The organism is Streptomyces sp. NPDC002817 (assembly GCF_053592055.1).
The window spans coordinates 219,698-233,827 of record NZ_JBSFUY010000004.1 but is presented as its reverse complement, the minus strand read 5'-3'; the positions used below and the strand labels follow the sequence as shown (position 1 = coordinate 233,827).

Sequence of the window (14,130 nt, the reverse complement as noted above, 5' to 3'; positions counted from 1 at the left end):
GCCAGTTCAGGCTCGTACCGTGAACGCATACTTTCCCCCCATCCTCCTGGGTCCCCTCTCCACCCAGTACCGCATGCGCCTCACCGTGGGCGAACACTCGGCCCGGTACATCCGCCGTATCGTCCGCTCGCTGCTCACCGACTGGGAGCTGGCCGAGCTGACCTACGCCGTGGAGCTCGGGGTGACGGAGCTGGTCGCCAATGTCGTACGGCATGTTCCGGGCCGGCGGTGTGAGGTGGTGGTGCTGCGTCAGGTGGCCGGGGTGCGGGTGGAGGTGGCGGACGGGTGTGTTCAACGGCCGCTACCGCGCGGTGAGTTGTCGCCGGACGCGGAAGGGGGGCGTGGGCTGCTGCTCCTGGAGGCGGTCGTGGACAAATGGGGTGTGACGGGGGTGCCCGGGGGTGGGAAGGTCGTGTGGTTCGAATGCGGAGCGTCCGCGACTGTGTGTTGAAGGACGGGGTGGGTGGGGGAGTGATCCGGTCGGCGGAGGAGTTCATCGCTCTGTGCGAAAGCGACAACCTCGATGAGCAAAGACGGGCGAGTTTGGAGCCGGCCTCTCTGGAGGTGTGGACGGAGATCGTCGAGCGCTACCCGGATGCTCGGGTCTGGGTGGTGTACAACAAAACGATTCCGCTGGAGATCCTTCGCGTGCTGGCGAGCGACCCCGACTCCGCCGTGAGAAGCGCCGTGGCCATGAAGCGCAAACTGACTCCCGACATCCTGGAGGGCATGGCGGCCGACTCGGACGAGTCCGTCAGATTGCAGGTCGCCCGCCACCGGCGGACTCCACGATCCGTGCTGGAGAGGCTCCTGGCGGACGACTGGAGCGAAGTGCGGAAGCTCGCGCGCGATCGGATCGAGAACGACGACCGATCCGCATCCTCGGGCTGACCCGGCCGATGAGTTTCCTCCGCTGCCGCGGTCAGCACTGTCGGTAGAGGCGAGGAGGAGGTGTCCGCGATGGGCGGATCGGCGGGGCAGGAAGCGTTGGAGCGGCTGGGGGTGCTGGTCGGGGAGTGGGCGGTGGAGGCCGATCTTCCCGGGGCGGCCGGGCCTCCGGCGCGGTGTGTGTTCGCGTGGGATCTGGACGGGCGGTTTCTGGTGCAGCGGACCGAGATCCCGATCGAGGGGGCGCCGGACAGCATGGCGGTCATCGCCGTCGATCCGGAGTCGGGGGCGTACACGTACCACTACTTCGACACACGCGGTGTCGTACGGACGTATGCGATGAGCTTCGACGGTGAGGAGTGGCGGCTGCTGCGCGAGAGGGCGGACTTCTCGACGCTGTCCTTCCGGCAGCGGTTCGTCGGGCGGGTGGAAGGTGATGTCATCCGGGGAGCCTGGGAGCTGGCCAAGGATCAATCGGCGCCGTGGGAAAGGGACTTCGGGCTCGTCTTTCGGAGGAGTCGGTGACGGGGCGCGGTGAGGCCGCGCGGGGGATCGTCGACGGGATCCGGTACATGGTGCTGGCCACCGCCGACGCGGACGGGCGGCCGTGGAGTTCGCCCGTCTACTTCGCGCACGAGGGGTACCGGGAGTTCTTCTGGGTGTCCTCGCCGGAGGTCACGCATTCACGGAACATCGCGGTACGGCCCGAGGTGGGGATCTCGGTCTTCGACTCGTCGGTGGCGATCAGTACCGGGCAGGCGGTGTACATGGCCGGTGTGGCCGAGGAGGTCGTGGACGAGGCGGCGGCCGAGCATGCGCTGGAGGTCTTCTCCCGGCGTTCCGTGGAGCACGGGGGTCGGGTCTGGACCCTCGACGACGTGCGGGGCGACTCCGGGATCAGGCTGTACCGGGCGGTGGCCGACGGTCACTCGATGCTGGCGAAGGACGGCAAGCCGGATCACCGGGTGCCCGTCGACCCGCTGCGGCCGTGATGAGGACGGCCAGCAGGTCGGCGAGTGCGAGGGCGCCCTCGGGGTCGCCGGCGCGGCGGCGGATCCGGCGCACGGGGCCGACCTGGTCGAGGGAGGCGCCGGCCCGGGCCAGGACGAAGGTCAGAGTGAGGAACGCGGAGCGGGCGTTGCCGTCGTCGTGAGGGAGGAGTTCGCGGGGCATCGTAGGAATGCTCTGTCACCCGGAGTCCCCGCCTCAACCCCATATGGGCTCCCGAATATGGTCTCCGCATGGAGGACGAGACGGAGACCGTCTGCCGGGTCTGTGGCCATGACGGCTACGAGGTGTTCTGGGAGGACGGCTGGCCCACGGCGGAGATCTGCTCGTGCTGCGGCAACGAGTCCGATGTCGGGGACAACAGCGTCCTGGGACTGCGGGGCTATCGCGGCTACTGGGTGGGGCAGGGCGCCCCGTGGAGCAGTCCGTCGGCGGAGCGCAGGCGCAGGAGCGAGGGCTGGGATCTGCTGCGGCAGCTGGCGAACATTCCACCGCGGGGGCGCTGAGCCGGTCCCCGAAGGCAACGGCCTTCTCCCCTACTCCCGCCCCGACGTCACCACCGCCAGCACTCCCACCAGTACGGCCGTGACCAGCAGCGGGATGCCCAGCCCGTGGTGGAGCACCAGCCACGCGCCGAGCGCGGCGCCCACCACCATCGCGACGACCGCGGCCGAACGGCGGGGAGAGCGTGTCCCCGGCCCGCCGCCCACGCGGGAGTCCGCGGCGAGGCCCGTCAGGGTCATGGTGAGGACGGTGGTCGTGATGTCGGGGACACCGAGTCTGCGGACCGTGGCGTTGCGCAGCCCCATCGCGAAGGCCGTGACCGCGATGAGGGTGTAGACGGTGGCCGTGTCGTCGGGCGCGACGAAGGCGACCGCCGCGGACGCGCCCAGCAGGGCCGCCTCCGCGGCGAGGGTGAGACGGGCCCACCTGCGGCGGGAGCCACGGCCGAGTCGTACGGCGATCCGGCCGCCCGCGGCCGCGCCCACCACGAACGAGGCGAGCGACGTCACGGTGTGCGGCACCGAGAAGCCGGGGGCGCCGGCCGCGGCGAAGCCCAGCACCACCACGTTGCCGGTCATGTTCGCGGTGAAGACGTGGCCGAGGCCGAGATAGCTGACGGCGTCGATCAGACCGCTGACCAGGGTCAGCGCGAGCAGTACCGGCACCAGGCGGAGCCCGCGGTCCTCGGGGGCGGACTCCGTGGGCTCCTCAGTCTCTGTGCTCACCGGCCCAGTGGACCATGAGCGCTCCCTGAACGACGAAGGCGGCGGCCCCCTCGTGGGAGGGGGCCGCCGCCTTCGTACGTCAGTCTGCTGTCAGTCGGCTCAGTACCAGCCGTTGGCCTGCCAGAACGCCCAGGCGCCGGTCGGGCTGCCGTAGCGCTCGTTCATGTACTTCAGGCCCCACTCGATCTGGGTCTCGGCGCTGGTCTTCCAGTCGGAGCCGGCGGAGGCCATCTTGGAGCCCGGCAGGGCCTGGACCAGGCCGTAGGCGCCGGAGGAGGCGTTGGTGGCGTCGACGTCCCAGCCGCTCTCGTGCTCGACGATCTTGCTGAACGCGTTGTACTGGGCGGCGTTCGGGATCATCTGATGAGCGATGGACTTGGCCTCGGCGGCCGAGGAGGTGGTGGCCGCCTGAGCGGGCGCCGCGGTCAGCACCAGACCGGCGGTGGCGGCGGCCATCGCGACGGTGGTGATGGCCTTCTTCGGGGAAGCGATGCGGCGAACGATGCGGGAGACGGACACGGAGAACCTTTTCTTCGGGGACAGGGAGTCGCGGGTATGTCGTGACCGTGTTGAGCGGCTCTGACATGCGTTGGCGCCGAGGCCCGTGGGGCGGGTCGGCGCCGTGCGACGTTGTCCAGATAAACAGGCTCGGAGTGCGTCCGCAATGACCCCTTTTGCTAGTTGTGGTCGTATGTGCGGCGGGAGGGGGTGGTGTGATCTGGCTCTCAAAGCGCAGGTCAGAGGCCGTTATGGCGTGGACATGGCGTCCGAAATGTACTACTAGAGCGGTTAGTTCGTGATGTGGGTCATGTGGGGTGCTTCACCGCTCAACGAGGTTCGAATGTGACCGCGGTCTCGAACGCCGCGCGCCGGGTGGCTCTGCGTAGCGCCCTGAGCACGGCCGGACCGAGCAGGAAGGTCAGGACGACCGTGCACACCGCCCGGCCCAGGTCCCAGCCGAGGGACGTGGCCAGGCAGTAGGCGACGAAACGGGCCAGGTTCTCGGGGACCGGGTCCCCGGGGACGAAGGCGATGTTCGAGGCCAGCGCGCCCATGAAGGGCCAGCCCGCGAGGTTCATCGCCGTGCCGTAGGCGAAGGCCGCCGTGAAGCCGTACAGGGCGAGCAGTCGCAGCTCCGCCCGCCCGCGGACCCGGCCCGGCAGCAGGCCCGCGCCCATCGTGAACCAGCCCATCGCCATCATCTGGAACGGCATCCACGGGCCCACCCCGCCCGTCAGCAGCGCCGAGGCGAACATCGTCGTCGAGCCGAGCGCGAACCCGAACCCGGGGCCGAGCACCCGGCCGCTCAGCACCATCAGGAAGAACATCGGCTCGATCCCGGCGGTCCCGGCGCCGATCGGCCGCAGCGCGGCGCCGGTCGCGGCCAGTACGCCCATCATCGCCACCGCCTTCGGCCCCAGCCCCGCCTCCGAGATCGCCGCCCCGACCACGGCGACCAACAGCAGCAGCAGCCCCGCGAACAGCCACGGCGCGTCCTGCGTGTGCGTCCCGACCTGAGAGGTCGGCGGCGCGAGAAACGGCCACCCGAAGGCGACGACACCGACGGCCCCGGCGAGGGCGAGGGCGGCGATGGAGCGGGGGCCGAGGCGGATGGCCTTCACGGTCTTCACGCGAGGCCCCCCTCGACGCCCGCCTTGAGTGCCTCCCGTACCTGCGCCACGGTGAGCCACTTCTGTGGGGCCAGGATCTTGCTGACCTGGGGGGCGAAGGAGGGGGAGGCCACGATGACGTCCGTTGCCGGGCCGTCCGCGATCACTTCGCCGTCGGCGAGCAGGACGACCCGGTGGGCGATCTCGGCGGCCAGTTCCACGTCGTGCGTGGCCAGCACGATGGCGTGGCCCTCGGCGGCGAGCGCCTTGAGGAGAGTGACCAGCCGGGCCTTCGCCGCGTAGTCCAGACCGCGGGTCGGCTCGTCGAGAAGGAGCAGGGGAGGACGGGCGGTGAGCACGACGGCCAGGGCGAGCGCGAGCCGCTGGCCCTCGGAGAGGTCGCGGGGGTGAGTGTCGTCGCTCACGCCCGGGAGAAGCTCCGAGACGAGGGTGCGGCAGGTGCCGGGGGCGGCGCCCGCGTCGGCGTCGGCGGCGGTGCATTCGGCGGCGACCGTGTCGGTGTAGAGGAGGTCGCGCGGCTCCTGCGGTACGAGGCCCACGCGGCGTACGAGGTCTTTGGGGGCCGTGCGGTGCGGTACGGCTCCGCCTGCCCGCACGGAACCGGAGGAGGGTTCGACGAGGCCGACGAGGGTGTTGAGCAGCGTGGACTTGCCGGCGCCGTTGCGGCCCATGAGGGCGATGGTCTCGCCGGGGGCGATGGTGAGGGTGACGTTCTGGAGGGCTTGGGTGTGGGCTCGGCGGACCGAGAGGGCGTGGACTTCGGCGATGTGGGCGGATGGGGGGAGAGAAGTGGGGGTGCGTGTGAACCAGCGGCGGCGGGTGGGGGCGCCCCATAGCCCGGGGGGTTTGGGCTGTTGGCGGGTGCGGGTTTGTTGCGGCTGGTCGCGCAGTTCCCCGCGCCCCTGAGCTGCGGCTTCTGGACCTGCGTTCAGACGCGCCCGTAGGTCTCCTGCCCTTCGGCGCGCGTCCCTCACTGTCAGGGGAAGGGGGGACCAGCCTGACAGGCGGCCCAGGTCCACCACCGGCGGGTACACCGGCGATACGGCCATGATCTCGGCGGGGGAGCCGAGGATCGGGGGCGTGCCCGGGCCCGGCAGGAGGGCGACCTGGTCGGCGTACTGGATGACCCGCTCCAGGCGGTGCTCGGCCATCAGGACCGTCGTCCCCAGATCGTGGACCAGGCGCTGGATGACCGCGAGGACCTCCTCCGCGGCGGCCGGGTCCAGCGCGGAGGTCGGTTCGTCGAGGACGAGGACCTTGGGGTGCGGGGTGAGGACCGAGCCGATCGCCACGCGCTGCTGCTGGCCGCCGGAGAGGGTGGTGATGGGGCGGTCGCGGAGGTCGGTCAGACCCAGGAGGTCCAGGGTCTCCTCCACACGGCGGCGCATCACGTCCGGTGCGAGGCCCAACGACTCCATGCCGTAGGCGAGTTCGTCCTCGACCGTGTCCGTCACGAAGTGGGACAGCGGGTCCTGGCCCACCGTCCCCACCACGTCGGCGAGTTCACGCGGCTTGTGCGTACGGGTGTCACGGCCGGCCACCGTGACGCGGCCGCGCAGGGTGCCGCCGGTGAAGTGCGGGACGAGACCGCAGACGGAGTTGAGGACGGTCGACTTGCCGGTGCCGGACGGCCCCACGAGCAGGACGAGTTCACCCTCGGGGACCTCGAAGTCCACGCCCCGGACGGTCGGTTCGGCCGCCCCGTCGTACGTCACGGAGACATCCTCGAAGCGGATCACGACGGCTCCTCGTGGGGGACGCGGGGGACGTTCGGGGCGATGAAGGCCGGGAGCAGTCCGACGAGGATCGCAGCCGCTGGCCAGAGGGGCAGGGTGGGGGCCACCGGCGGGATCACACCGGGGTGCAGGGCGGCGGGGTCCGTCGCGGCGGCGAGGGCCAGCGCCACCGCCACCACCGCGCCGGAACCGGCGACGAGCAGCGCGCGCGCGTTCCAGCGGTCCGGGCGGTAGCGGGTGCGCGGGGTGCGCCGCCCGCCGAGGCGCAGGCCGGCGAGGGCGGCGACCGCTCCTCCGAGGAGCACGGGCATGCCGTACGTGCCGCCTTCGGCGGTGAGCAGGCCGTACGTTCCCGCGCAGATGCCGAGCAGACCGCCGAGGGTGAGCGCGGTCGTCGTACGGCGGACACGGGACGGGACGTCGGCGGTACGGCCGTACCCGCGCGCGTCCATCGCGGCGGCGAGGGCGACGGAACGCTCGAGGGCGCCCTCCAGGACCGGGAGTCCCACGTGCAGCAGACCCCGGATGCCCTTGTCCGGACGGCCGCGCAGCCGGCGGGCGGCGCGTACGCGCTGGACGTCGGCGATGAAGTGGGGCGCGAAGGTGAGGGCGACGACGACCGCCACGCCGATCTCGTAGAGGGCGCCCGGCAGGGACTTGAGGAGCCGGCTCGGGTTCGCGAGGGCGTTCGCAGCGCCCACGCAGATGAGGAGGGTGGCCAGCTTCAGTCCGTCGTAGAACGCGAAGAGGAGCGTCTCGCCGGTGACCTTGCCGCCGAGCCGGATGCCCTGCGCCCAGTCGGGGAGGGGGAGTTCGGGGAGGGTGACGATCACATGGGTGCCGGGGAGGGGGGAGCCGAGGGTGACGGCGAAGACGAGGCGGATGAGGAGGACGGCGAGGGCGAGCTTGACGAAGGCGGAGTAGGAGCGGGACCAGGGGGCGTCGGGGCGACAGGTCATCACGACGTAGGCGGAAGTGGCGATGAGGAGGGCGTGCAGGAGGGGGTTGGTGGTGCGGGTGGCCGCGACACCGAGGGAGAGGGCCCAGAGCCACCAGGCGGCGGGATGCAGGTTCCGCGGCCGCGCAAGGTCAGCGCGCATTCCTGCGCCGCCTCGCCTGCCACACCGCCGCCGCGCCCAGGGCCGCCACGGCGGCCGCCCCCGCGAACAGGCCCACCGAGGGGCCGCTGTCGGAGTCCTTCTTCCCTGCGGCCGTCGTCTGGCTGGACGTCGGCTTCCTCCCTCCCGCCACCTGCTCCCCGCACCCCGTCTCCGGATACCCGGCGATGGCACACAGCAGCGCGTTCGTGCCGTACCGCAACGGCTTCGCCACCGTCGCCAACGCCTCCGCCGTCGTCGCGTCCTGCGACACCACCGCGCAGGCGGTACGTGTCGCGGGCGGGGTCTCGCCGGAGGGCGCGTCCTGTGCCGTCCCGAAGTCGACGACCAGCGCCACCCGCTTCTTGCCTTCCGCCGCCGGGGTCTTGCCACAGATCGTCGCGAAGGACGCCGTGCCACGGGGCTTCGTCGCGTCCGCGGAGTCCTCACTGACGGCGAAACGGAACCCCTGCACGTCGCCGTCGGCGGGGACGGCGGTGGCGGGGCCCTGCGTGGCGTAGGTCCAGGCGGTACCGGTGCGGTCCCAGAAGGACCAGTAGCGGTAGCCGGCGGCGTGGGCGGCCTGGGTCGCGCCGGTCAGGAGGACCAGGGCGGCCAGCAGCGGTGCGAGGGCTCGGCGGATCACGGCTGCTGCTTCTTCTTGCGGCCGCTGATCAGGAAACCGACACCGATGCCGCCGACGAGGCCGACCCCGACGACCCACCAGACGCTGACGCCCTCGTCGTCCTTCTCGGCCGCCTCGTCGTCCGCCCCCGGGGACGCGCTCTCGGCGGCGGAGGGCACCTTCTCGGGCGTGGGGCCGGTCGCGTTGAGCAGCTTCACCAGGTCCTGGCCGCCGAAGTCCCGTGCGTCGAAGGCGTCCGCCTCGGCGGCGAGGATCAGCTGCGCGTACGCGGCCGGACCGCTCTGCTGGGCCCACTGCTCGAAGTTGGCCTCCAGCCAGCGCACGCTGTCGGCCGCCTTGTCACCCTGTCCGGCGGTGGCGAGGGCGAGGACCGCGTCGGCGGTGTTGCCGTAGTCGGGCTGGTCCTCGGAGCCGGGCAGCGCCGATGTGAGGTGCCCGTCCTTGGCCAGGGCCTTGACGAGGTAGGCGGCACCGTTCTCCGCGCCCTGCTCCGGGTCGGTGGCGTCCTTGCAGGTCAGGGTGGTGCCGGTGGGCTTCTCGGGCGCCCCGGCCAGTCCCTTGCCCAGCGCGCCCACCACGGCCGCCGCCGTCGCGTCCGCGTTGGCCGCGAGCTTGCCCTTCTTGTCCGGCTGGTAGGCGAAGGCGCCCCCGCCGTCCCCGGCGCAGGGCAGGGCGAACGTCAGCAGGGCGTCGTACGGGGACTTGCCGCCCTGCACGACAGCGGCAGGCTTCTCGCCGGCCGCCGTGAGCGCGCCGATGACCACGGACGTGGAGTTCGCGTCGCTGGCCCCGCCCGGGGTGTAGCCCCAGCCGCCGTCCTTGTTCTGCACCGACTTCAACCAGGTGACCGCCTTGCCCGTCGCGGTGTCGTGCCCGCCGAGCGCGGCCAGGGCCTGGACGGCGGCGGCCGTGCTGTTGGTGTCGATCAGGAGCGCCGGGGCACAGGCCTTGGCGGTGTCGGCGCGGAAGGGGGCGAAGGCGCCGTTCGCGCACTGCTGGCCGGTCAGCCAGTCCACCGCTCCGGCGGCCGGTACGACACCCACCGTGTCCTGCGCGAGCAGGGCGAGCGACTGCCGCCACACCCCGTCGTACGTCGGATCCCCACCCCCGTACAACCCCTCCGGTATCACCACCGACGGCGACGGGGAAGGACTCGCGGCGACGGCCGGCGCGGCCGTCCCGATCACTGCGGTGGCGGCCAGGACCGCGGCGCTGCGGCGGACGTTCATGATCGGCGGGTGCCTCTCCCTGCGAGGGAGCCAGGCAGCACGGGACATCCCGGCGGCTCGGCTCCGTATACCTCGACGGTGCCGCGCACCGGCCGGTTGCCGGTGCACGTGAGCCGGTCACAAGTACCGACACGGGGCGATCCGGCTCGCCGCCCCCGGCAGGAGACGGCTCACGGTTGCGGGTCAGCGCCGGAATTGCACCGGCTTCCCCCCGTACGGGTGTGATGACGACCCGGCCACTCTACCGGCCCGTAGGAAAGCCCCTGGGGGGTGGCTGTGAGCCCGGTAGGTTCCCGGCATGGGGATCATCACGGGGAGACTGATCGGCTCGGGGCGGGCCTCGGACGTGTACGAGATCGACGACGCGTGGGTGCTGCGGCGCGCTCGGGACGCCTACAGCGACGCGCTCGTCGAGGCGGCCGTCATGGAGCGGGTGCGCGGGCACGGGTATCCGGTGCCGCGGGTGCGCGTCGAGGACTGCTCGTCCACCGAGCTGGTGATGGAGCGGCTGCACGGGCCGACGATGCTGGGGGCCTTCGCCGCCGGACGGATCGACGCGCGGGAGGCCGGGCACGTACTGGCCCGTCTCCTGCGGCAGCTGCACGCCCTGCCCGGCCGTGTCGTCCACCTCGACCTGCACCCGGACAACGTCATGCTCACCCCCGCCGGGCCCTATGTCATCGACTGGGCCAACGCCGAGGAGGGCGACCCCGGTCTCGACTGGGGTATGTCGGCGGTGATCCTCGCCCAGGTCGCGGTGGGGGAGGAGGCGTTCGCCGAACCGGCGCGCGCGATGCTGGCCACGCTGCTCGCCGATCCGTCGTCCTTGACCGACGACGGGCTGGCGGAGGCGCGGCGCCGACGGGCGGTCAATCCGACGATGAGCCGGCGGGAGGTCGAACTCCTTGGGGACGCCGAGGACTTGATCCGGTCACTGATCTGATCGGGTTCGTTCGTCAAGTGGCGCGACACGGCCGCTTCCGGTGATCACTCCGTCCGGTTCGGTCGGACGGAGTGGGCGGGTGGCGCCACGGTCAGACTGTTGCCGTGCCCAGCGAGAAGACTCTCCTCGGGAACCTGCCGCCCGATCCCCGCGGCTTCGTCGGACGACAGGACGAACTCGGCTGGCTCGCTGAGAAGTTGGAGCCCGGTGGCGGCACTCGTCTGGTGACCCTCGTCGGTGTGGGAGGGGTGGGCAAGACGCGGTTGGCGCTGCGGGCGGCGGAGCGGGTGGGGGCGGTGTACCCCGACGGGGTGTGGCTGGTGGAGCTGTCGCCGGTGAGGGCGGCGGGCCAGGTGCCGCTCGCGGTCATGGAGGCGGTGCGGCTGTCCGACCAGTCGGCCGGGTCGGTGGCCGGGGCTCTCGGCGACTGGATGGCGGACAAGCGGCTGCTGCTGATCCTCGACACCTGCGAGCACCTGCTGGCGGACTGCGCGGTGTTGGTGGCAGACCTGCTCGCCGGCGCAGCCGGGCTGCACGTCCTCGTCACCAGCCGTGAGCCGCTGGACCTGCCGGGGGAGCGGACGCTGGAGGTCGACCCGTTGCGGGTGACGGACGCCGAGACCCTGTTCGTCCAGCGCGCGGGCCTCGTCCTCGACACCACCGCACGGCGCCAGGTGGCCGACATCTGCCGCAGCCTCGACGGCATTCCGCTCGCCATCGAACTGGCCGTCGCCCGGCTGGCGCTGTACTCATTGGACAAGCTCCATGAGTTGCTCTCCGACCGGCTGCGCTCCCGCTTCGACGTGCTCACCCGGGACGAACGAAGTGTGGACGGTCCGCCCCGCCACTGGACGCTGCGGACCACGATCGGCTGGAGCCATGAGCTGTGCGCCCCGCTGGAACGCCTGCTGTGGGCACGGCTGTCGGTGTTCGCGGACACGTTCACCGTTGCTGCCGCGACCTGGGTCTGCGCGGGCGGCCCGCTGCGGGCCGACCGGGTCGCGGAGGTGTTGATGCACCTGGTCCGGCAGTCGATCGTGCTGCGCCATCCGACGGACCTGGACCGCTTTCGGCTCCTCGACACGGTGCGTGAGTACGGCGCCGACTGGCTGCGGGAGCTGGGCGAGGGGGACGCCGTACGGCTGCGGCACCGGGACCACTACCGGCGGTTCGCCCGGGAGGCGTGCGCGGACTGGAACACCAGCCGTCAGGTGGCCTGGTGCGAGCGGGTCCTCGCCGAGCACGCCAACCTGCGGGCCGCCATGGACCGCGCACTGGAGGAACCCGCCGGTCGCGCCGCGCTGGAGATGGCCGGAACCATCGGGTTCCTGTGGCGGCACTGCGGCATGATGCGCGACGCCGCCCGCTGCCTCGACCTGGTCCTCGCCGCCGAGCACGAACCCGGAGCGGACCTCGTGCGGGCACTGTGGTCGCGTTCGGCGGTGGCGATCAACCAGGGCGACCTGGACCCCGCGTGCCGGTGGGCGACGCGCTGCGCCGACGCGGCACGGGAGCAGGGCGATCCCACCACGATCGCGGCCACGGCCTACGTCACCGGCAGCACGGCGGTCCTCACCGGCCGCACGGCCGAGGCGATCGACCTGCTGTCGGCCGCCCCTCGGCTGCCGCTCGGGGCGGACTGGCAGGGGTCGGCACAGCTCCAGATCCGTATGGCGCTGTGCTTCGCGCACTTGCTGACCGGCGCGATCGACGAGGCGCGCGAGGTGGCCGAGCAGGCTCGTGCGGACAGCGTTCGATGTGGAGAGCAGTGGGGGAGGCCTGTCATCGACGGTCTCATCGCCCAGACCGACTTGGCGCGTGGGGATGTCGAGGCGGCACAGGCCAACGCCCGGGCCGGGGTGGTCGGGAGCCGGCTGACGCACAACACCGTGGGCACGGCCCTCACCTTCGACTGGCTGGTCGCCGCCGTGGTCGCGGGCGGCGACAGCCGACGCGCCGCCGGCCTGGAGGGCATCAGCCGGCGCCTCTGGGAACGCGTCGGGCGTGCCCAGGTGAACTCGCCCCACCTCATCGCCGCCCGCGAGGCCCGCGAACGCCTCCTCCGCGACCGCCTCGGCGACCAGCTGTACGAGGAGGCGTACGCGCAGGGCATGGCGATGCCGTACGACGAAGGCCTCGACTACGCGCTCAGCTGAGGCGTCGGCCCCCCGAACGGCAGATGCAACGCCCGCGACGCCAGCAGCCAACTCCCGTCGGCCGAACGCCGGAACGTGTCCTCGTAGTGCCCGACCTGGACCGGCGCCCCCGGCGGCACGATCCCGCCGTGGAACCCGTCGACCCGGTACGTGGTGAAGTACGAGGTCGCCGTCGCCGTCGCCGTGTCCGAGGAGGCCACCGTGACCAGGACGTTGGACATCACCCGCCGCGACAACCGGTCCTCGGGCCGGGACCCGAAGTACTCCCGCAGCGCCTCGCGCCCGTCGAACCGCCGCCCGTCGCCCGGCGCGGGCCACTCCCAGCTGCCGTCCTCGGTGAACAGTTCGGCCACGGAGCCCGGGTCCCCGATGTCGAGCCGACGGACGAAGTCGAGGATGAGCCGTTCGCAGGCGCGCTCGGCGAGGAGTTGCTCCAGAGGGTCCATGGACCAGTGGTACCAGGGGCGGATCATGACCCGCGACCCGGGTCACACCGCGACGTAGGTCACCGGCTCACTCCCGGCCACGGCCTCCGCCCGCCCCAACTTCACCAGGCGCCGCAGGTGCGCCTCGGCCTCCGAGACCGCGATGGTGCGTGATCCGTAGGGGATTTGGTCCCACGGACGGTTCCACTCCATGCGCTCGGCGAGCTGCCACGGGGTGAGGGGTTCGACCAGCAGCGTCAGCAGGTCGGTGAGGCGTTCCTCGTGGTGCGTGAGCAACTCCCGTACGCGGGAGGCCGCGTCGGTGAAGACGTGCTGGTGGGCGGGGAGGACCTCGGCGGGGGCGAGACGGCCGACGCGTTCGAGGGAGTCGAGGTAGTCGCCGAGCGGGTCGGTGACGGTGGCGTCGTCCGGGTCCTCGTACAGGCCGATGTGCGGGGTGATCTCGGGGAGCAGGTGGTCGCCGGAGAACAGGCGTCCGTTGCCCGGGAGCCGGGCGGGGTGGGTCTCCTCCAGGTGGAGGCAGACGTGGCCCGGTGTGTGGCCCGGCGTCCAGATCGCGCGCAGACGGCGGCCCGCCAGGTCGAGGAGTTCGCCGGGGACGATCTCACGGTCGGGGACGGCGGGGGAGAAGCCGGGGAGCTTCCGGGAGCGGGCGGTGCGCAGGGGCGCCACATGGGACTCCGGGGCGCCGGCCGCCTCCAGCTTGGCCGTCATATAGGAGAACCAGCGCTCCGAGCGGGTCTCGCGGGTGCGGCGGACGATCGCCGCGTCCGCCGCGTGCATCGCGATCCAGGCGCCGGAGGCCTCGCGGACCTTGCCCGACAGACCGTGGTGGTCGGGGTGGTGATGGGTGATCACCACGCCGTGGACCTCGGTCGCCGAGGTGCCGCAGGCCCGCAGCCCTTCGGCGAGCGTGTCCCAGGACTCCGGGTCGTCCCAGCCGGTGTCGACCAGCACCGGACCGCGGTCGGTGTCGACGACGTACACCAGCGTGAAGCCCAGCGGGTTGTCGGGGATGGGGACCCGGATCGACCGGACGCCTCCGCCGTGGTCGCCGACCTGTGGCATGAGCTGAGTCATGGGCTCCCCCTGTCGCCGCGTTCTCGCCACTATAACTAGAA

16 protein-coding genes are annotated in these 14,130 nt (G+C 72.0%); 7 read left to right on the top strand and 9 right to left on the bottom strand.

Annotated features, from left to right (window positions below; genetic code table 11):
- Nucleotides 1–19: 19 nt before the first annotated feature.
- The 5 genes from ACWD3I_RS10065 to ACWD3I_RS10045 all read left to right on the top strand — a co-directional run bounded on the left by ACWD3I_RS10065 (nucleotide 20) and on the right by ACWD3I_RS10045 (nucleotide 2,402).
- Entirely contained in the window at nucleotides 20–451 is a 432-nt protein-coding gene (locus ACWD3I_RS10065; RefSeq protein ID WP_365398229.1) for an ATP-binding protein, read from the top strand.
- Nucleotides 424–891 carry a hypothetical protein gene (locus ACWD3I_RS10060; RefSeq protein WP_365398226.1) on the top strand — a complete coding sequence of 156 codons (468 nt, stop codon included), beginning with the start codon at nucleotides 424–426 and terminating at the stop codon, nucleotides 889–891. The genes ACWD3I_RS10065 and ACWD3I_RS10060 overlap by 28 nt, the downstream gene beginning before the upstream one ends.
- Nucleotides 892–960: 69 nt before the next feature.
- Nucleotides 961–1,413: a hypothetical protein gene (locus ACWD3I_RS10055; RefSeq protein ID WP_365398224.1), complete on the top strand. Its 453-nt coding sequence runs from the start codon at nucleotides 961–963 to the stop codon at nucleotides 1,411–1,413.
- Nucleotides 1,410–1,880: a pyridoxamine 5'-phosphate oxidase family protein gene (locus ACWD3I_RS10050; RefSeq protein WP_365398221.1), complete on the top strand. Its 471-nt coding sequence runs from the start codon at nucleotides 1,410–1,412 to the stop codon at nucleotides 1,878–1,880. The genes ACWD3I_RS10055 and ACWD3I_RS10050 overlap by 4 nt, the downstream gene beginning before the upstream one ends.
- Nucleotides 1,881–2,129: 249 nt before the next feature.
- Complete coding sequence (locus tag ACWD3I_RS10045; protein ID WP_365398218.1) at nucleotides 2,130–2,402, top strand: hypothetical protein; 273 nt, start codon at nucleotides 2,130–2,132, stop codon at nucleotides 2,400–2,402.
- A gap of 30 nt (nucleotides 2,403–2,432) precedes the next feature.
- On the opposite strand, the gene ACWD3I_RS10040 is transcribed toward ACWD3I_RS10045, so the two are convergent.
- From ACWD3I_RS10040 to ACWD3I_RS10010, 7 genes are all read right to left on the bottom strand, one after another.
- Nucleotides 2,433–3,125, bottom strand: coding sequence for a YoaK family protein (locus ACWD3I_RS10040; protein ID WP_365398215.1), 693 nt, complete (start codon nucleotides 3,123–3,125; stop codon nucleotides 2,433–2,435).
- A gap of 99 nt (nucleotides 3,126–3,224) precedes the next feature.
- The gene (locus tag ACWD3I_RS10035) at nucleotides 3,225–3,644 is read right to left on the bottom strand and encodes an aggregation-promoting factor C-terminal-like domain-containing protein (protein ID WP_307031552.1); all 420 of its coding nucleotides are present in this window, start codon (nucleotides 3,642–3,644) and stop codon (nucleotides 3,225–3,227) included.
- 308 nt (nucleotides 3,645–3,952) lie between these two features.
- The gene (locus ACWD3I_RS10030) at nucleotides 3,953–4,756 is read right to left on the bottom strand and encodes an ECF transporter S component (RefSeq protein WP_365398212.1); all 804 of its coding nucleotides are present in this window, start codon (nucleotides 4,754–4,756) and stop codon (nucleotides 3,953–3,955) included.
- Nucleotides 4,753–6,495 carry an ABC transporter ATP-binding protein gene (locus ACWD3I_RS10025; protein WP_365398209.1) on the bottom strand — a complete coding sequence of 581 codons (1,743 nt, stop codon included), beginning with the start codon at nucleotides 6,493–6,495 and terminating at the stop codon, nucleotides 4,753–4,755. Before ACWD3I_RS10025 ends, ACWD3I_RS10030 begins: the two co-directional genes overlap by 4 nt.
- Nucleotides 6,492–7,592 carry an energy-coupling factor transporter transmembrane component T gene (locus ACWD3I_RS10020; RefSeq protein ID WP_365398206.1) on the bottom strand — a complete coding sequence of 367 codons (1,101 nt, stop codon included), beginning with the start codon at nucleotides 7,590–7,592 and terminating at the stop codon, nucleotides 6,492–6,494. The genes ACWD3I_RS10025 and ACWD3I_RS10020 overlap by 4 nt, the downstream gene beginning before the upstream one ends.
- The gene (locus tag ACWD3I_RS10015) at nucleotides 7,582–8,235 is read right to left on the bottom strand and encodes an SCO2322 family protein (protein ID WP_365398203.1); all 654 of its coding nucleotides are present in this window, start codon (nucleotides 8,233–8,235) and stop codon (nucleotides 7,582–7,584) included. The genes ACWD3I_RS10020 and ACWD3I_RS10015 overlap by 11 nt, the downstream gene beginning before the upstream one ends.
- On the bottom strand, nucleotides 8,232–9,464 hold the full coding sequence (locus ACWD3I_RS10010; RefSeq protein ID WP_365398200.1) for a prenyltransferase/squalene oxidase repeat-containing protein: 1,233 nt from the start codon (nucleotides 9,462–9,464) through the stop codon (nucleotides 8,232–8,234). The genes ACWD3I_RS10015 and ACWD3I_RS10010 overlap by 4 nt, the downstream gene beginning before the upstream one ends.
- A gap of 298 nt (nucleotides 9,465–9,762) precedes the next feature.
- Here ACWD3I_RS10010 and ACWD3I_RS10005 point away from each other — a divergent pair, with 298 nt between their 5' ends.
- Nucleotides 9,763–10,407, top strand: a complete 645-nt coding sequence (locus tag ACWD3I_RS10005) for a phosphotransferase (RefSeq protein ID WP_365398197.1) — start codon at nucleotides 9,763–9,765, stop codon at nucleotides 10,405–10,407.
- Nucleotides 10,408–10,511: 104 nt separating this feature from the next.
- On the top strand, nucleotides 10,512–12,563 hold the full coding sequence (locus ACWD3I_RS10000; protein WP_365398194.1) for an ATP-binding protein: 2,052 nt from the start codon (nucleotides 10,512–10,514) through the stop codon (nucleotides 12,561–12,563).
- On the opposite strand, the gene ACWD3I_RS09995 is transcribed toward ACWD3I_RS10000, so the two are convergent.
- Together ACWD3I_RS09995 and ACWD3I_RS09990 are read right to left on the bottom strand one after the other, a co-directional pair.
- Nucleotides 12,548–13,009, bottom strand: coding sequence for a nuclear transport factor 2 family protein (locus ACWD3I_RS09995; protein WP_365398191.1), 462 nt, complete (start codon nucleotides 13,007–13,009; stop codon nucleotides 12,548–12,550). The genes ACWD3I_RS10000 and ACWD3I_RS09995 overlap by 16 nt on opposite strands.
- A gap of 42 nt (nucleotides 13,010–13,051) precedes the next feature.
- Nucleotides 13,052–14,077 carry an MBL fold metallo-hydrolase gene (locus ACWD3I_RS09990; RefSeq protein WP_365398376.1) on the bottom strand — a complete coding sequence of 342 codons (1,026 nt, stop codon included), beginning with the start codon at nucleotides 14,075–14,077 and terminating at the stop codon, nucleotides 13,052–13,054.
- Nucleotides 14,078–14,130: the final 53 nt, after the last annotated feature.

Excerpts from the sequence above, each read along its gene's own strand:
- ACWD3I_RS10045 (WP_365398218.1), top strand. The coding sequence starts at position 2,130 with ATGGAGGACGAGACGGAGACCGTCTGCCGGGTCTGTGGCCATGACGGC.
- ACWD3I_RS10055 (WP_365398224.1), top strand. The coding sequence starts at position 961 with ATGGGCGGATCGGCGGGGCAGGAAGCGTTGGAGCGGCTGGGGGTGCTG.
- ACWD3I_RS10060 (WP_365398226.1), top strand. The coding sequence starts at position 424 with ATGCGGAGCGTCCGCGACTGTGTGTTGAAGGACGGGGTGGGTGGGGGA.
- ACWD3I_RS09995 (WP_365398191.1), bottom strand. The coding sequence starts at position 13,009 with ATGGACCCTCTGGAGCAACTCCTCGCCGAGCGCGCCTGCGAACGGCTC.
- ACWD3I_RS10010 (WP_365398200.1), bottom strand. The coding sequence starts at position 9,464 with ATGAACGTCCGCCGCAGCGCCGCGGTCCTGGCCGCCACCGCAGTGATC.
- ACWD3I_RS10020 (WP_365398206.1), bottom strand. The coding sequence starts at position 7,592 with ATGCGCGCTGACCTTGCGCGGCCGCGGAACCTGCATCCCGCCGCCTGG.
- ACWD3I_RS09990 (WP_365398376.1), bottom strand. The coding sequence starts at position 14,077 with ATGCCACAGGTCGGCGACCACGGCGGAGGCGTCCGGTCGATCCGGGTC.
- ACWD3I_RS10005 (WP_365398197.1), top strand. The coding sequence starts at position 9,763 with ATGGGGATCATCACGGGGAGACTGATCGGCTCGGGGCGGGCCTCGGAC.